The organism is Aquimarina sp. AD10 (assembly GCF_003443715.1).
Lineage (GTDB): Bacteria > Bacteroidota > Bacteroidia > Flavobacteriales > Flavobacteriaceae > Aquimarina > Aquimarina aggregata.
Map to the genome: position 1 here is coordinate 4,071,462 of NZ_CP031965.1, position 17,232 is coordinate 4,088,693.

The window sequence follows — 17,232 nt, forward strand, 5'->3', positions numbered from 1 at the left end:
TTTGTTTTTTCATTTCGATTATATCTACAATTACATTATAATTCTATCTAATAGATATACTATTTCCATTTGCAACTAGTGTATCTCTGTCTGTTATTGCTTGTGCGGATAACACACCTTTGATTCTAATACTTTTTCCTGTTATAGCGGGTGTTATACTTACTAATTGGTTTAGTACACTTTCTACAGCTGCATTAGAAAGACTGCCTGGGCTTTCAAGCTCTAGTCTAAAAAAATCTTGTGCAGAGGATATGTTTACCGAAGTTAGAATAGCAGTAGAATCTACATCTAAGATGTTAAAAGTAACAAGCTTTGTAAAGTTTAACATCTCCAGAACATTCTCTCGAATACTTATTTCTCGTATATTCTTATTTACAAGTTCAAGATTTGGAAAAGTAATACTGGTGACGGTGTTATCTGAAATTATAAAACTATTAGCAATATCATTTCCTACAGAAGTTAGTAGCGGGAAAACTATTGTAGATAACGCATTATTAGAACTGACCACAAAAGATCCATTTACGGTTACTAAATTAGGAAAATCAAGGTTATTTAATAATGTATTACTGAAAACAGAAAAGCTAGACCTTATTTCTGGATTATCTCCACCTGTTGATGATAATAAAGGAAACGATAATGTTTCAAGAGCAGTATTAAGGCCGATAGATAAACTGTTATTTATGGACGTCAAATTGGGAAAAATAATAGTTTTTAAATTTTCATTATCACTAATGGTAAGACTTCCTTCTATAGTTTCTAAAGCATCAAAACTGATACTACTTACTATTTTATTTTCTGAAATTGTGATCCTATCGATTTTAGTCAAACTAGAAAATCCTAGTGCTTCTAATTTTTCGTTTTCTTCGATACTTATAAATGATATTTCTTGTAATGCATTAAAATTTATATTTAGCAAATTACTTTGAGAAATTGTAAGAGATGGAATACTTACTAACTTAGGAAGTGAAAAAGAACTTAGATTTTCATTATTGCTTAAGGTAAATCTATTTGTAATAGCTACCAGCTCATTTGCCTCAAAAAGAGATAAATTTTGATTGTTGTTAATAGTAAACCGTTCAATTTTGTCTAGATTTCCAAGATTTATTGTTGTAAGATTAGTATTGCTTTGAATGGAAATATCTGCGCCATCCTCAGAACTATTTGCTAGTAAAGGAATAGCTACCGAAATCATATCTTCATTACTAGACAATGATAAACTACTACTTAAAGTGGTTAACTTAGGCAAAATAAAAGAGGACATTTTAGTACTTGTAAGACTTATGCTTCCGGCTGTTTCTAGAGTGTTCAAATCTAAGTTTGATAAATTAGGCAATGATCGTAAACTAATAAAGTTTATTTCTTTTAAGACAGGAAAAGCAAGTGTTTCTAGAAGTTGATTTTCTCTAAACTGAATGCCTGATATTCCCGAAAGTGCATTCAGATTTACATTTGTTAATGTAGCATTGTTTTCTATGTCTATACGACTTACGTTACTTAACGCTTCTAAATTAATACTTGCTAATACATCATTAGCGTATATATCAATATCTTGAGTAACAGAAGTCAAATTTGGAATCGCAATACTTTGTAAGGTTTTATTGTCTTTTACTTCTAGTCTAACAAGGGATGTAATGTCTGGAAGCTCCAGAGATGTTAATTCTGTAGTATTAATAACTAAAAGTGTATGCGTATTTTTCCCAAAATTTTCTGCTATAATTTGGGTAGCTTCTTCATTAGTTACATCTCCGGCAAATACTAAAAACTCTAATCCATCATTACTGCCATTAACACCATCAACACCATCTTCGCCATTGATACCATCCATACCATCTTCGCCTTCACATGAAAGAACAGTTATAGCTAATGTTATTAGTAAAAATCTAAGAAATATATATTTCATAATTAAATGATTTAGTTTTATGTGTTTTTAAAATTATTCTCTAATACTAACCGTATTGTTATTAGTTCTAAGTGTTTCAATATCAAGTAAGGCCTGATCAGATGCTACTCCTGTAATTGAAATTCTTTTCTGAGTAATTGCGGGAGTTATATTTACTAGCCTTGTGATGATATTATTTATTACTGAGGTAGATAATCTACCAGGGCTGTTTAAGTCTAATCTTGAAAATTGTTGAATAGAAGAAAGATTTACTTGTGTTAATAATACAGTAGAATCTATATTTAAAAATAATAAAGTACTGAGGCTACTAAAATCTAAAGTCTCAAGAGCATTTTCAGAAATATCGATAGTTCGAATAGAATTTACTGTTATAAGGCTTGGAAATGAGATATTCTTTACAAGATTATTATTCCTTATCCTAAGATCCGAAGTAATGTCATTACCAACAGAAGTTAATAATGGAAACGATATAGAAGTCAACGCACTATTATTTGAAATAGTAAGCCCTCCGAGTTCGATTTTCTGCAGTGCAGGGAAAGTAAGCTCATTTATCAAAGGATTATTTTCTATATTGAAATTAGAACGTCTTTGATCACCTACTGAAGCTAACATAGGAAATGATATTTCTGATAATACATCATTATTTGCTATAGAGAAGGAGGATTCAGAAGTTTTTAAATTCGGAAAAGAAATAATCGAAAGTTTTGGGTTTGTACCCATAGATAAACTTCCTTCATTATTTTCTAGAGCAGAAAAATCAATATTAATCAGTTCTTCGTTTCCAGAAATACTAATTCCATCACTACTATTTAATTTAGAAAAATCAATACTTGTAAGCACTGGATTTTGTGAAAACTGAATGCTTCTGGTACTTTGGGTTACATTAGAAAATACAATACTTGTTAATTGTTGATTTTCAGAAATAAATGCACCATTACAGCTGGTCATATTAGGAAATGAAATTGTTTGTACTTTAGGATTGGCACTAAAAGAAATACGCCCTGCTGATATAATGGCATCTGTATTAAGTGAGGTTAAATTTTCATTATTTCTAATAGATATATCACCAAAATTAGTAAGAGCACTAAGGTTAATTGTAGTAAGGCTTGAATTACTTATCAAAGAAACCTCACTATCATCCTCTTCATCAAAAACAGAGTTACTGTTATATGCATTTGAAGCAGTTAGTGCAGGTAGGTTTACTGTTTCTAAACCAGGATTACTAGTAATATCAATTCGTTGAGAAGTTGATAACTTAGGAAAATCAATAGTAGTTAGTTTTTCATTATTTCTCACTCTTAAAAAATCAATTGTTTCTAGAGATGCCGCATTTATTGAGGTTAGATTTTGAAGTGATTGTAGTGTTAGAAAATCTATATTTTGAATGTTTTGTAAGTTTAAGCTTTCTAACAAAGGGACTTCTTCAATTCTAAGGCCTGTAACTGTATTTAAGTTAGTAAAATTGATAGTAGTTAAGACAGTATTGTCAATGATACTAAAACTCCCGAAACTACCATCTAATTTGGCTAAATCAATAATTTCTAATGTCTTATTAGAGCGAATGTTTACTTCTTCGAAAGCAGATTCTAGATTGGGTAGCGATAATCGTTGTAGGTTTTCGTTTCCAATCACCTCAAGATTCACTAAAGTGGTAATTTCGGGTAGCTCTATGCTTGTTAGGTTGGTTGTATTTTTGATAAGTAAGGTATGTGTGTTTTTACCTGCAGTTTCTGCTGCCAATGCTATGGCTTCTTCATTTGTGATATCTCCAGAAAAGACAAGATATCCAAATCCATTATCTGTTCCATCTGTTCCGTTTACACCATCAATACCATTGGTACCATCTATACCATCTTCTCCATCAGAACTACAAGAAAAGGTGGTTATCAATATGGTTATTAATAAAAATTTAAAGGATATATATTTCATAATTAATGAGTCTATGTTTTGTTTCTTTTATACTATTACAAACTATGTTTTGATACGGTTAATCTCTAATACTAATAGTATTTCCATTAGTTCTTAAAGTTTCTATATCTGTTATTGCTTGAGAGGATGCAGTACCTCTTAAAGAAATTCTTTTTCCGGTAAGGAGAGGAGTTATATTTACCAATCGTGTGATTAAACCATCAATTTCAGTACTTGCAAGTCGACTAAGACTTATAGAATCAAAATCTTGAATAGAAGATAAGTTTGCGGTTGTTAATGTTGTAGTTGAAAACAGTCTAAAGTCAGTAACAACAGCTAATTTGTTTAAATCAATAGATTCTAGAGTATTAGCTCGAATATCAATACTTGAAGATGAAATTTGGCCTAAAGTCTCTAGATTAGGGAAAGAAATAGTATTTAGAAGATCGTTATCTCTCATAGTAATACGACCTCTAAACTCGTCTCCTACCAATGTTAGTAAAGGAAAAGATAGTGCTTGCAACGCAGCGTTATCTATTATGGAAATAGTACTATTAACCTGTTGCAATGCATCAAAGTTAATACTGGCTAATGCTTCATTACGAGATATGTCAATGGAGAGCGTGTTTTGTAAACTAGCAAAAGAAACAGTATTTAATAAGATATTACTAGTAATTCTAATAGAAGAATTTGCTGATACCAAGTCATCTAGTATCAATGAAGTCAAATTAGGATTTGATCCTATAGAAATACGACCTGCATTGGATATGTTTGTCAATACAATAGTTTTTAGAGCTTGATTACCATTAATAGAGAAAGAACCAAGGTTCTCAGGATCAGTTGTGATTGATTCTGGCAAACTAAATTCTTCGATCATATCATTATTAGAAAAACTAAATGATGATATTTCCATTAGGTTGGGAAACGTTAGATTCGTCAGGTTTTCTTGATTTGAAATAGTTAATAGACCTACTTTGGACAATAAGGGTAGATCAATATTTTCTAGTGCCATATTATTAGAAATAGAAATCCTTTGTGCATCAATAATGTTATTTAAATTAATAGTGTTAAGCATATTATTATTGCTAATCGAAAAATTTCCTAATGAAGTTTTTAAGTTTTCAAAATTGATATTTTCAAGTACAGGGTTGCTATTTATAGTTGCCGACTCTATAATAGATTTTAGATTGGATAATGAAATACTTTGTAATTTTTCATTATTAAAGACATTTAAGATTACCAAGTTCGAGATCGAGGATACATCTAAGGTTGTTAAATTAGTGGTATTGGTAACTATTATGGTATGTGTATTTTTTCCGGCATTTTCGGCAATGATAGAGGCGGCTTCCTCATTAGTGACGTCTGCAGAGAATGCAATAATTCCTAATCCGTTGCTTGTTCCATCTGCGCCATTTGTTCCATCGATTCCATCAATACCGTTAGTTCCATCTTCCCCATCTTCAGGGCTACAGGAAAAAATGGTTATGGCTAGTGTTGCCAAAAGAAATCTAATAAAAGTATTTTTCATAACTAATAAAATCTAGGTTTTGTTTTCCAAATTATTTTGCTCAAATGTAGTAGAGTAGTATTGGAAAAGCGTACCAGATTATAATATGGCACACGTAGTTTTTGCGAATAATCAGAGTATTACCAAAAACCTAGTGTTGGAAGAAATGTCAGAGCCAAAGCTATATACACAGCTATAATAGAACTTAGTGTTGCAATAAAAAATCGAGTACCGTTATTACTTTTAGGAAACAGAATAATAGATAGAATACTAATGATGCTTACAAGGCAGATTAAAAATAGTCCACCACAAATAATAGCCATAAAAAAACCGCCTAACCCATCTGCACCATGATCTGCATAATGAACAAAATAGATGTACAATCCTAAAAAAAGAAGAGCAAATGTAGCAAGTATACTTAAAAGCACTTTTAGTAAGTTCATGCTTAATTTATTTAATATTAGATTTGAAAAGTAATATTAAATACTGTTTAAACCGTTTCAACTTATAAAATGAGGCGTATACTTTCCTGTTGTATTTAAAGAGAGTTTGAGTGTTTTTTTTGATATTCTGTAGGAGTAAGCCCTACTAGATTTTTAAAAACCCGGTTAAAAGAAGTCTTGCTAGGAAACCCTGCTTCATATCCAATAGCTAAAATCTTGTAATGTTTATATCTCGGATTTTTCATCAATTGTTTTGCTTGATCAACTCGATACAAATTGATAAAGCTATTAAAGTTTTTTTTGAAACAAGCATTAAGAACCTCAGAGAAAAGATGAACGCTCATATCTAAATTTTTGGCAATATCAGATTGTTTAATTTCATGATCTAGATATGGTTTTTTTTCTTCCATATATTCCAAAACATTCTTCATATGCTTTTCTTGCTCTTGAAGTGAAAATGAGGTTTTTTTAAACTCTTTAGATTGTGAATTTTGTTCAGAGATTTTTTGTTTATGATTGGTAAGAGCAATCGTATTTAATTTGTCTTTTAAAACCTCGTTTTCACTTTTTAGTAATAGTTTATCTCCCTGAAGTTGAATTGATTCTTCTTTTAATTTTCTGCGTCTATTCCAATAAATTATTGAAGACACAATGAATAAAATAACTAAAACTACTCCGGCAAAAATAGATAATTGTTTTTCTTTACTAAGAAATACAATGGATTCTTGTTGTTGAGATATAATATCAGATTTGATTTCAGATTCTTTTTCAACTTTGAGTCGTTGCGCTTTAGATAAAGTTTTAAAATATTGATCTCTGGTTTGAGTATATGCCTTTTGTTCACCTAAAGATTTTTTTAGCTTACCCAAAGACTCATAGACTTGTGCCAAATAGTTATGAGCATCCATCTTAATTTTTAGAAACCCTCCAGAAACTCCAATGTCTTTGGCTTCTTCTAGAGGAGTTAGCGCTTTTGCGTATTTTTCTAGACCAATATATGCTGCACCAATAGTTATTTGGGTTAAGGCTTTACTTTCTATAGATTCTTTATTGGTAATTAACTCTAATACTTCTGAACTATTTTTAATGACGTCTTCGTATTTTTTTTCCTTTAAATAACACTCGGATATATTGATCATTGTTCTAATCAAATTATCATCACGATTCATTTTAATCGCCAGTTTTTTAGATAGTTTCATGTACGTCAAGGCGTCGTGAAACTTTTTTTGATTTAAATATGCTGTACCCAATACGCTATATGCAACATTTTCAAACTCTTCTGTATTATCATGATCTTTGGATAGTTCAAGAGCCTTTTTCATAGCCAAAATCGCTAACTCAGAATTGCCTAATGAATTGTGTAGATTCCCTAAATTAGTTTCAATAAGGATTTTTAAATAAGAACCATTAGGTAGTACAGTAACTAGCTTTTCAGCTTCAAGGTATGACTCTAACGATTTTTCGTATTGATCTGTTTGTTGATAATAAATAGCAATGTTTACCAAAGATCTAACCCTAATTTCTTCTAAATCATTGGCAATTGCAATTGCCAAAACAATATCACTGTACGTTTTAAAAGTATTTAGATCACCGACTCTATAGGCTTCTCTAGATAGGTTTTTATATTTAGTAATACTATCTTGAGGTGAGTTTACTACTTTGTTATATAATGAAAAATCAATATCCAAAGAGTCTTGCGCAAAGACAGATATGATATTAATACAGAGTACAAAGATGGTATATAGGACTTTCTGCATTTTGACGGAGGCTATAAGAATACTTTTTAATAGGTAAACTATTTTTCAAAGATATTGCTTTTATTGACTTTTATGATAAAAAGCATTCCTAATAAATACAAAAAGAACTCTGAAAATTTCAAAGTTCTTTTAAATAATCGTTTCTAATTAACACTTATTATTGATTCATTAACGATTCAATTTCTTCGGCTTCAATAGGAATGTTTTGCATAAGATTAATGGGCTCTCCTTTTTCTTGTATCACAACATCATCCTCGATACGAACCCCAAATCCTTCATCAGGGATATATATGCCGGGTTCGACGGTAAATACCATGTTAGCTTGCATAGGCTCGGTAAGGATTCCGTAATCATGTGTGTCTAATCCAATATGATGAGAAGTACCATGCATTAGATATTTTTTATAGGCTGGCCATTCTGGGTTTTCTTTTTGAACATCAGCTTTGTCAAGGAGTCCAAGACCAAGTAGTTCTGAAGTCATAATTTTTCCTACTTCAACATGGTAATCAGCCCATATAGTTCCTGGGACTAGCATTTTGGTAGCTTCTTTCTTAACTCTGAGAACGGCGTCATAAACAGCTCTTTGACGTTTGGTATATGTTCCTGATACAGGAATTGTTCTAGAAAGGTCACTAGAATAATTGGCATATTCTGCAGCTACATCCATCAAGATTAAATCCCCAGCTTTACATTGTTGATTGTTCTCTATATAATGCAATACATTTGCATTTTTACCACTAGCTATAATTGGAGTGTATGCAAAACCTTTAGATCTGTTATTGATGAATTCGTGCAATAATTCTGCTTCAATATTATACTCCCAAACATCAGGCTTTACGAAGCTTAAAAGTCTACGAAATCCTTTTTCAGTAATGTTACAAGCAGTCTGCATTAGATCAATTTCTATTGGATCTTTTACAGAACGTAGTCGTTGTAAAATAGGATTGCTTTTAGCTACAGAGTGAGCGGGGTATTTATTTTTCCACCATTTTGTAAAACGGTCTTCTCGTGTTTCGGTTTCTACATGAGATCGGTAATGCTCATTCGTATTAACATATACAGTATCACATTGCGTCATGATTTCAAAAAAAACCTTTTCTAAATCCTGAAGCCAGTATACTGTTTTAATTCCTGAAACTTCAAAGGCACGTTCTTTAGTCAGTTTTTCGCCTTCCCAAATTGCAATGTGCTCATTAGTTTCCTTTAAAAATAGGATTTCGCGATGCTTAGCAGCTGGAGCATCAGGAAAAAGCACTAAAATACTTTCTTCTTGATCAACACCACTTAGATAAAAAATATCTCTATGCTGTTCAAAAGGCATCATACTATCTGCACTAATAGGGTAAATATCATTACTGTTAAAGACAGCAATGCTACTAGGTTTCATTTGTGCAGCAAAATTTTTACGATTTTTAATAAAGAGGTTTGAATCTATTTGGTGGTATTTCATCTGTTTATATATTACTTTTAAGAAGTATGATAAAATGCGCTATAAAAACATTTTATTTTATATAGCCTTTAAGGATTTCCAAAAATACTAAAGCCAAAAGAATGTATTGTTAAACAATATGTAAAAATTTTGAGGTTGTATTAACAAAAGTTACTTTCATCTGCTTAAATTTATCACAAAAGTAGCTAAGTCGGAATCTGCAATACTAAAAAGATAATTTTTTGATTTTGGAGTCATAGCCTATTTCGACGCACTAAATTTCCATCAAAATGAAAATATTTACATCATCATTAGCACTCTTCTTTATTTCTATTTCTATTTTTTCACAAGAAGCTACCAATGCAGAGCTTGTTAAAAAGGGATTGTTACAAAAACAAAAAATAGAAAAAGAGTCTTTAGTCAAGAACATACCATTTCATAATATAGGGCCATCGGTGATGAGTGGTCGGGTAGTAGATATAGATGTAAACCCAGATAATACTACAGAGTTTTATGTTGGGTATGCTTCTGGTGGACTATGGTATACAACTAATAACGGAACCACTTTTATACCTGTATTGGATACTGCAGAGACGATTAATGTTGGAGATATTGCAGTAGATTGGAAGAATGATATTCTTTGGGTTGGAACAGGAGAAAACAACTCTTCTAGATCATCTTATGCTGGAGTTGGAATTTTAAAATCGACTGATAAAGGTAAAACATGGAAAAATGTTGGACTACCAGATTCTCATCATATAGGAAGAATTATTATTAATCCAAACAATGCTGATGAGGTTATTGTAGGGGTTACGGGACATTTATACTCACCGAACGAATCACGAGGAATTTACAAAACTACAGACGGAGGGAGTAGTTGGAAAAAGACATTGTTTATAAACAATCAGACAGGAATTATTGATTTAGCCTATGCACCTAATAATTTTAAAACAATGTATGCTGCTGCATGGGATAAAGATCGAAAAGCATGGAATTTTAGAGGAAATGGTACTGGGTCAGGAATATATAAAAGTATGGATGCTGGTAGTACATGGCAAAAGATTTCTTTAGAAAATAGTGGCTTTCCTACCGGAGATGGAGTTGGAAGAATAGGGTTAGCCGTTTTTGATGAGAACACAGTATATGCCGTACATGATAATCAATTTAGAAGAAAGAAAAATAATGAAGAAAAGAATGGAGATAGATTGACTAAAGAGAATTTTAAAACTATGTCCACAGATACTTTTTTAAATCTAGAGGATAAAAAACTAAATGCATTTCTTAAGACTAATGGCTTTCAGGAAAAATACAGAGCAGATAACTTAAAACAACTAGTTAGAGGAGGTACTGTAAAACCTGTAGATCTCGCCAAATATTTAGAAGATGCCAACGCAATGTTATTTGACACCCCTGTCGTAGGAGCAGAAGTATATCGCACAGATGATGGAGGAACATCTTGGAAAAAAACACATACAGACTTTTTAGATGATATTTTTTATAGTTATGGGTATTATTTTGCCCAGATACAAGTAAATCCATCAAATAAAGATCACATATACATTTCGGGAGTACCTGTATTAAAATCTAAAGATGCAGGAAAAACATTTACAAGTATAAATGGTAAAAACGTTCATGCTGACCACCATGCTTTATGGATTAACCCAAAAAACCCAAATCATTTAGTAAATGGTAATGATGGAGGAGTGAATATTTCTTATGATGATGGTGCAAATTGGATCAAAGCTAATCAACCTATTGTAGGTCAGTTTTATTATATAAATGTAGATAACGAAACTCCCTATAATATTTATGGGGGACTTCAGGATAATGGTGTTTGGATGGGACCAAATACAGTGCGAGAAGATGATTCATGGCATCAAAGTGGGCGTTACCCCTGGCAAAGCATAATGGGAGGCGACGGTATGCAAGTGCAAATAGATACTCGAGATGCTAATATAGTATATACAGGATTTCAGTTCGGAAATTATTTTAGACTAGATCGTTCAAAAAATAAGCAAACTTATATACAACCTAAACATGAGTTAGGAGAATCACCTTACCGATTTAACTGGCAAACGCCAATACTATTATCGCCACATAATCAGGATATTTTATATATGGGTGCTAATAAGTTAATGAGGTCAATGAACCAAGGAGATGATTGGACAGCAATTTCTAATGACTTAACTAAAGGGGGCAAGAAAGGGAATGTAGCATACGGTACTTTAGCTACAATTTCAGAGTCACCATTTCAGTTTGGACTTATATACACGGGCAGTGATGATGGATTGGTTTATGTAACAAAAAACGGAGGGGGTAATTGGACTAAAATTTCAGATACATTTCCGAAGAATTTATGGGTATCCAGAGTCGTAGCTTCTTCACATAAAAAAGAAAGAGTATATGTAACGCTAAACGGTTATCGATGGGATGATTTTAAAACCTATGTATATGTAAGTGAAAATTATGGGCAAACTTGGAAAAATATTGGAGAAACCATTCCTATGTCTCCTGTAAATGTGATCAAAGAAGATCCAGATAACGAGAATGTAATTTATTTAGGAACAGATAACGGGGCGTATGTTTCGTTAAACAAAGGACAAAAATGGCACGCTTTCTCTAAAGGACTTCCTAACGTTGCAATTCATGATCTTGTAATCCAACCCAAAGCAAAAGATTTAATATTAGGTACGCATGGACGAAGTATTTATAAGACAAATATTGAAGCCATACAATTGCTTGATTCAGAAATCATGAAAAAAGAACTTCATGTTTTTGAAATGTCAAGGATAAAATGGTCAGAACAATGGGGAGTATCATGGAGCAAATGGTTAAAACCAGATGAACCATCTTCAACTATCCAGTTTTATACAACTACAGCAGGAAGTTTTTCAGTTCAAATTACTACAGAAAGTGGTAAAGTGTTACAAGAACTATCTGTAAAGGCCGATAAAGGATTTAATTATGTGAACTACGACCTAACGATTACCGAAAAGGGAAAAGATGTACTACAAAAAGAATTTCCTGATGACGAAGTTTCTAAAAGAAAAAATGGAAAGTATTATTTACCAATAGGAAATTATGCGGTTAAGATTTCTAGCAAAAGCATAAGTGAAAAAAAACTGTTCGAGGTTCAATAAACTTGATGAGTATGCGGTATAGCATTAAAACACTTAAACAAAAAAGGTCATTGATACGTATCAATGACCTTTTTTGTTTAAGTGTTTTTTGATGTATTTAATTAAGCACCAATTATTGTTGGGCTTGTGCAGTTTATTGCTTTTGTCTTACAAGTTTTAGTATAAATGTAAAATACTTGGTCAGGACCGCAAGTTGGCCTATCACTCATACGGTGGTGTCCTGCTTTAATCACAGACATATTATTCAATTTTGCGATACTTAATTTTTGCAAGCTTAACTTTTTGCTCTTTGCTTTTTTCATGATTGTTGATTTTTCGATTACTTTTTATTTCCCGAAGTAAATATACTACGAAAATTATTGAAGCACCTGTAAAGCAGAGAGTTGTTGTTCGAAATTCCGTGAATTTCGATAAAATTATACCAGTAATTTCAAATAGTAAATGGTATTATAAGGTGTCTATGGCACTTAATTTCTTTATAAAGTAAGAGGTTTTAATGCCAGTTGTTTTCTTAAAGGCAGACGAAAAAGACTCTGCTGTATTAAACCCCATTTCTTCAGCGATTCCTTGTATGGTATAGTTTTTTAAAGTAGGATTAGTCTTAAGTTGATGAACAGCATAGTTAATCCTTAAATCATTAATATAATTGGCAAAATTTTTCTGCTTAAAGTGATTAACTACTTTAGAAAGATATTTTGTATTGGTTTTTATATCCTTTGCCAAAGAAGTTGTGCTGATGTTTTTTTTGAGGAAATGTTTTTTTTCTTCAAATGAAGAAAGTTTGAGTAAGATTTCTTCGACCACTTCTTTAGGAACTCCGATATCATCTTTTGATTTTTGTTTGTTAATTTTTGGTGTGTTTTTTTGGTCAATAAGATGTTCAAACTTTTCTTGATATGATTTCCTTTTCTGGTATTGCCAAAATAGAAAAGCGCCAATGACAGTTGTGATAAATAATAATATGAAAACGGTGAGGTTAAGGTTTTTATTATTTCCTTTAAGCTCATTGATAAGCCTTTCCTTTTCTTTAAGTAATGCAGGAGTATCGAATTCTTTAAATAGTGTAGTAGCGACAGAAGAAGCTTCGCGATTAAAGATACTATCAAATCGAAGCAGTTTACCTATGTATTCAAGTTGTGTTTCTTTTTGGTTACTTTCTTTATAAAAGGTAATCATGTGCTCGTATCCTTCCCTTACTTCAAAAGGAGTAATAATTTCATGTTGTAAAATTGAGTCTGTCTTTTTAAAATAATTTTGAGCAGCTGCTTTATTGTCTTTCAATAACTGAAGTTTACCAAGGTAAAATGAAGCTAGGATCAAAGTTTTTTTATTTTCGGCTGTTTGCGTATTTAATAATTTTAACCCATTTTCAATACTATCTTGGGCTACATTGTATTTTTTTTTGAAAAAGAGATTTATCCCTTCGTTAATACTAATTCTTCCCTGGAACCTGTTAAAATTATATTCAGATTTAGCGACTTCTTGAGTGGCTTTATAATTTATAGTAGTGGCAGAATCTAATTTAAAATTGTATCGATATGATTCTGCAAGTGCAATAGACGATCTTATATATCGTCTGTCATTAATAGGGGACTTTGAACTATTATGATCAAAATTTTCTTTAAAAAGAGGAAGTGCTTCTTCATGTTTTTCGATCGCGGTTTTGACACGTGCAATATTATATTTGGTGATATAGGTGTATTCTATATCTTTGAATTTTTCTGAAATAGCAAGTGCTTTAAGGTAATCATTTAGGGCTAATGTATATCTACCTTTTTTTAGATAATGTCCCGCTTTAAAAGAATAGGCTTGCATTGGGTATTTTTTGTCACCAAGTCCTTTACTTAAAACAATAGAAAGATCTAGAAATCGTAATTTTTCAGATTCTTTTTCGCAGTAATGAGATAGTAAGCAATAAGCTTGTGCCATTTTTATTTGGCTATTTTCTAGTTGAGCCTTTTTTAGATAGGTATGTAAATATATTTTTGACGTTAAGGTATCTGACCAAGTACTACTAAAGTCATTATATAAATCATCAAAACTTGATTGTTGTAACGAATCAGGAATCGTAAAACTATTAATTAAATTTTGTCCAAAACTAGTATAGCAATTTAGTATAGTAAATACTAATACGATGGTAGTTAATAAACGATATGTTGGTTTAATTCTTAACAACATTTTGAGGTAATACGTATCAAATATAAGCTATAAAGATATGATTTTCTGAATTTTCTGAATTTTCACACACAATGACAATAAGAATCTGATAATCAGTTACTTAAATTGTGTTTTATTATCTGGAATTCTCCGAATTTCGATAAGTTTGATTTGTTTTTGAAGGGATTAGCGATCTATATTTGGCTTGGATAAAAAAGTCAATCATGTCAAAAACAAAACAAAATAAAGTAGGGCATTTGGATATATTGGATCGCGATTTTGTCTTTTCTCAAGATCACTGGATGACTCAATATGCAACTAGAGAGACAATCACTGTGCTTAATTATTTTGCAACCTCATTATTTAAAAAAAACAATCTTGACGATATTCTCTGGGATATTGTAGAGAACTGCATTTCACAGCTTAAATTAGAGGATTGCGTGATCTATATGATCGATAAAAACAACGAGTTTTTAATTCAAAAAGCAGCTTATGGATATAAAAATAATGGGCAAAAAAAAGTAGTAAGTCCTATTAAGATCCACGTTGGTACGGGAATGGTAGGGCGAGTAGCCAAAACAGGAAGATATTTGTGCGTAGCAGATGTTACACAATACCCTAATTATATTGTAGACGATGGGTATCGAATGTCAGAACTATCAGTTCCTATTATTGTCAATGATACCGTAGTAGGAGTTCTGGATTCTGAGCATTCAAAGAAAAACTTTTTTAATAAAAATCATATATTTTTATTTAGACTTGTAGCACAACTATTGAGTAAAAAATTGGAGCAGATTTATGGCAAAGGAAGCTTTGTTATCAACAAAGAGAATGAATATTTTAAAGAGCTTGATTTTTTAATGAAAGAAGCAAAAATGTATCGAGATCCAAATATAGGATTAGATAGTATGGCCAAGAAACTAAAAATTAGTGGTAATTATCTATCCCAGTTGGTTAACAAACTTAGCGGTTATAATTTTGCAGATTATGTAAATCGATTTAGAATCGAGGATGCAAAACGCAAATTAAAAAACCCAAATTTTGTACATTATACCATCATCTCTATTGCCTTAGAATCCGGATTTAATTCAAAATCTACTTTTTATAGCGCTTTCAAAAAACTAACAGGCATTTCTCCAAAAGAATATAGAGTATCAGCTTAAAAAAGTCCGAATTCTTTGAAATTCAAAATTTCTGGACATTTCTCATTACAACCCTAATTACCTTTATTTTAAGATTACCTCAATAAGGATATTCAACGCTCATAAGGGTATTATGAATATCCTTATGAAGGGTTGAATTACTTCAGAAAATAAAATAAGAATAAGATGAAAAAGAATGATTTTTTATATACGTTTATACTTATAAGCTTAACAATTATAGGGTGTAATAATGATGACGAAACAATAGCTGCGCCACAAAATCAAAGCCCTAAAGATTTTTTAGTAGAAGTGAGTCAAACCACTACTAATAGTGCGTTATTAAAATGGAGTGAAGCAATAGACCCTGATGGCGACCCTGTTACATACACAGTTATCTTAGAGGGAAATGAAATAGTTTCTTCAATTACTAAAACCGAATACCTCTTAAAAGAACTTTTGCCTAAAACTAAGTACACAGGCTCTGTAATCGCATTGGATGGTAAAAATGGAGAGTCAAAAAATGAATTTACAGTGACTACTAACGAAATAGTGGATACTGGTATAACTACCGCATGGCAAAAATCCCTCGGAGGAAGCTCAGATGATGACGGATATGTGGTGATTCAAACGAATGACGGAGGATATCTAATAGGTGGTACATCTGAGTCTACAGATGGTGATGTTACCAGTAATAATGGTCAAAAAGATTGTTGGGTGGTCAAATTAGATGAATCTGGTAACATAATTTGGAATGTTAATTTTGGAGGTAGTGGTAATGAAACGATTCATGATCTTAAACAAACCACAGATGGAGGGTATATTGTTGGTGCATTTTCTTCATCTACAGACCAGGATGTTTCTGGAAATAATGGAATGCGTGATTTTTGGATTGTAAAATTAGATGTTTCTGGAAATATAAGTTGGGAGACCAATGTAGGAGGAAATAAAGATGATATTTTAGAAGCTATTATTGAAACATCAACAGGAGAATACGTCGCGGTAGGGTTTACAAGTTCGGATCAATTTGATGTGAATGGACAATCTGATGCATGGATCGTAAAATTAGATCAACTAGGAAATGTTTCGTGGGAGACAAATTTAGGTGGTCCACAAAGAGACTTAGCTTTTGAAATAGATCAGACTACAGATCAAGGGTATATTATTGCTGGTCACACAGAAACCGGCGATAATAAAAGAGATATATGGATAGCAAAACTTAATGATGAAGGTGGTCTTGACTGGGAAAAAACATATAGTGGTTCTGAGAATGAAGAGGCCACGTCTGTGCAACAAACCATAGACGGCGGGTATATCGTTGCTGGGTATTCTATGTCTAGTGATGGAGATTTTTTAGAAAACAATGGGGGTAGAGATGGCGTACTTATCAAAACCAATAACGCTGGAGATATGCAATGGAAAAAAAATATTGGTGGTTCAGGTTCTGATGGAATAAATGATATTAAAGAAACCACAGATGGAGGTTATATAGCCGTAGGAAGCTCTAACTCGTCAGATCTTGATGTACAAGGGAATAACGGGGCTTTTGATTTTTTGATTTTACGATTACAATCTAACGGAGAAATTATTTGGCAAAAGAATCTAGGTGGCGAAGGAAATGATTATGCATTTTCTATAGAACAAACTTTAGATGGTGGTTTTATAACGGCGGGTACAATATCTAATATTATGGGTGTTGGAGAGGGAACCGTTACTGATTTTAACTATTGGGTATTAAAGCTGGAATGAGTAAACACAACTTTGGAAATATGTAATGATTGAGTTTTTTGTCCAATTGCTTTTCATTACCCGCGAATCCTCATTACCTAACATTAACATATCGGTAATGGGG

The 17,232-nt window shown here is 31.9% G+C and carries 11 protein-coding genes; 3 read left to right on the forward strand and 8 right to left on the reverse strand.

All coding sequences use genetic code 11. From position 1 onward, the window contains the following. Positions 1–43: 43 nt before the first annotated feature. The 6 genes from D1816_RS16795 to D1816_RS16820 form a co-directional block, all read right to left on the reverse strand. Complete coding sequence (locus D1816_RS16795) at positions 44–1,900, reverse strand: hypothetical protein (protein WP_118504327.1); 1,857 nt, start codon at positions 1,898–1,900, stop codon at positions 44–46. 33 nt (positions 1,901–1,933) lie between these two features. Continuing rightward, complete coding sequence (locus D1816_RS16800) at positions 1,934–3,829, reverse strand: hypothetical protein (protein WP_147405012.1); 1,896 nt, start codon at positions 3,827–3,829, stop codon at positions 1,934–1,936. Positions 3,830–3,887: 58 nt separating this feature from the next. Further along, positions 3,888–5,336 carry a hypothetical protein gene (locus D1816_RS16805; protein ID WP_118504331.1) on the reverse strand — a complete coding sequence of 483 codons (1,449 nt, stop codon included), beginning with the start codon at positions 5,334–5,336 and terminating at the stop codon, positions 3,888–3,890. A gap of 119 nt (positions 5,337–5,455) precedes the next feature. Beyond that, on the reverse strand, positions 5,456–5,758 hold the full coding sequence (locus tag D1816_RS16810; RefSeq protein WP_118504333.1) for a hypothetical protein: 303 nt from the start codon (positions 5,756–5,758) through the stop codon (positions 5,456–5,458). A gap of 95 nt (positions 5,759–5,853) precedes the next feature. Continuing rightward, positions 5,854–7,515, reverse strand: a complete 1,662-nt coding sequence (locus tag D1816_RS16815) for an AraC family transcriptional regulator (protein WP_118504335.1) — start codon at positions 7,513–7,515, stop codon at positions 5,854–5,856. A 157-nt stretch (positions 7,516–7,672) separates the two neighbouring features. Beyond that, positions 7,673–8,965 (reverse strand): aminopeptidase P family protein, encoded by a 1,293-nt coding sequence (locus tag D1816_RS16820; RefSeq protein ID WP_118504337.1) that lies wholly within the window; start codon positions 8,963–8,965, stop codon positions 7,673–7,675. 269 nt (positions 8,966–9,234) lie between these two features. On the opposite strand from D1816_RS16820, the gene D1816_RS16825 reads away from it, so the two are divergent. After that, a complete protein-coding gene (locus D1816_RS16825; protein WP_118504339.1) occupies positions 9,235–12,084 on the forward strand; it encodes a glycosyl hydrolase in 2,850 nt (949 codons plus the stop codon). A gap of 101 nt (positions 12,085–12,185) precedes the next feature. Here D1816_RS16825 and D1816_RS25795 read toward each other — a convergent pair whose 3' ends face one another. Both D1816_RS25795 and D1816_RS16830 read right to left on the reverse strand, forming a co-directional pair. Next, positions 12,186–12,386: a hypothetical protein gene (locus tag D1816_RS25795; protein WP_066315275.1), complete on the reverse strand. Its 201-nt coding sequence runs from the start codon at positions 12,384–12,386 to the stop codon at positions 12,186–12,188. Between the two features lie 145 nt (positions 12,387–12,531). Beyond that, positions 12,532–14,262 (reverse strand): AraC family transcriptional regulator, encoded by a 1,731-nt coding sequence (locus D1816_RS16830; protein WP_118504341.1) that lies wholly within the window; start codon positions 14,260–14,262, stop codon positions 12,532–12,534. Positions 14,263–14,465: 203 nt separating this feature from the next. Between D1816_RS16830 and D1816_RS16835 the strand changes: the two genes are divergently transcribed. Further along, positions 14,466–15,404, forward strand: a complete 939-nt coding sequence (locus tag D1816_RS16835; protein WP_118504343.1) for a helix-turn-helix domain-containing protein — start codon at positions 14,466–14,468, stop codon at positions 15,402–15,404. A 165-nt stretch (positions 15,405–15,569) separates the two neighbouring features. Then, entirely contained in the window at positions 15,570–17,129 is a 1,560-nt protein-coding gene (locus D1816_RS16840) for a fibronectin type III domain-containing protein (protein WP_118504345.1), read from the forward strand. Positions 17,130–17,232: the final 103 nt, after the last annotated feature.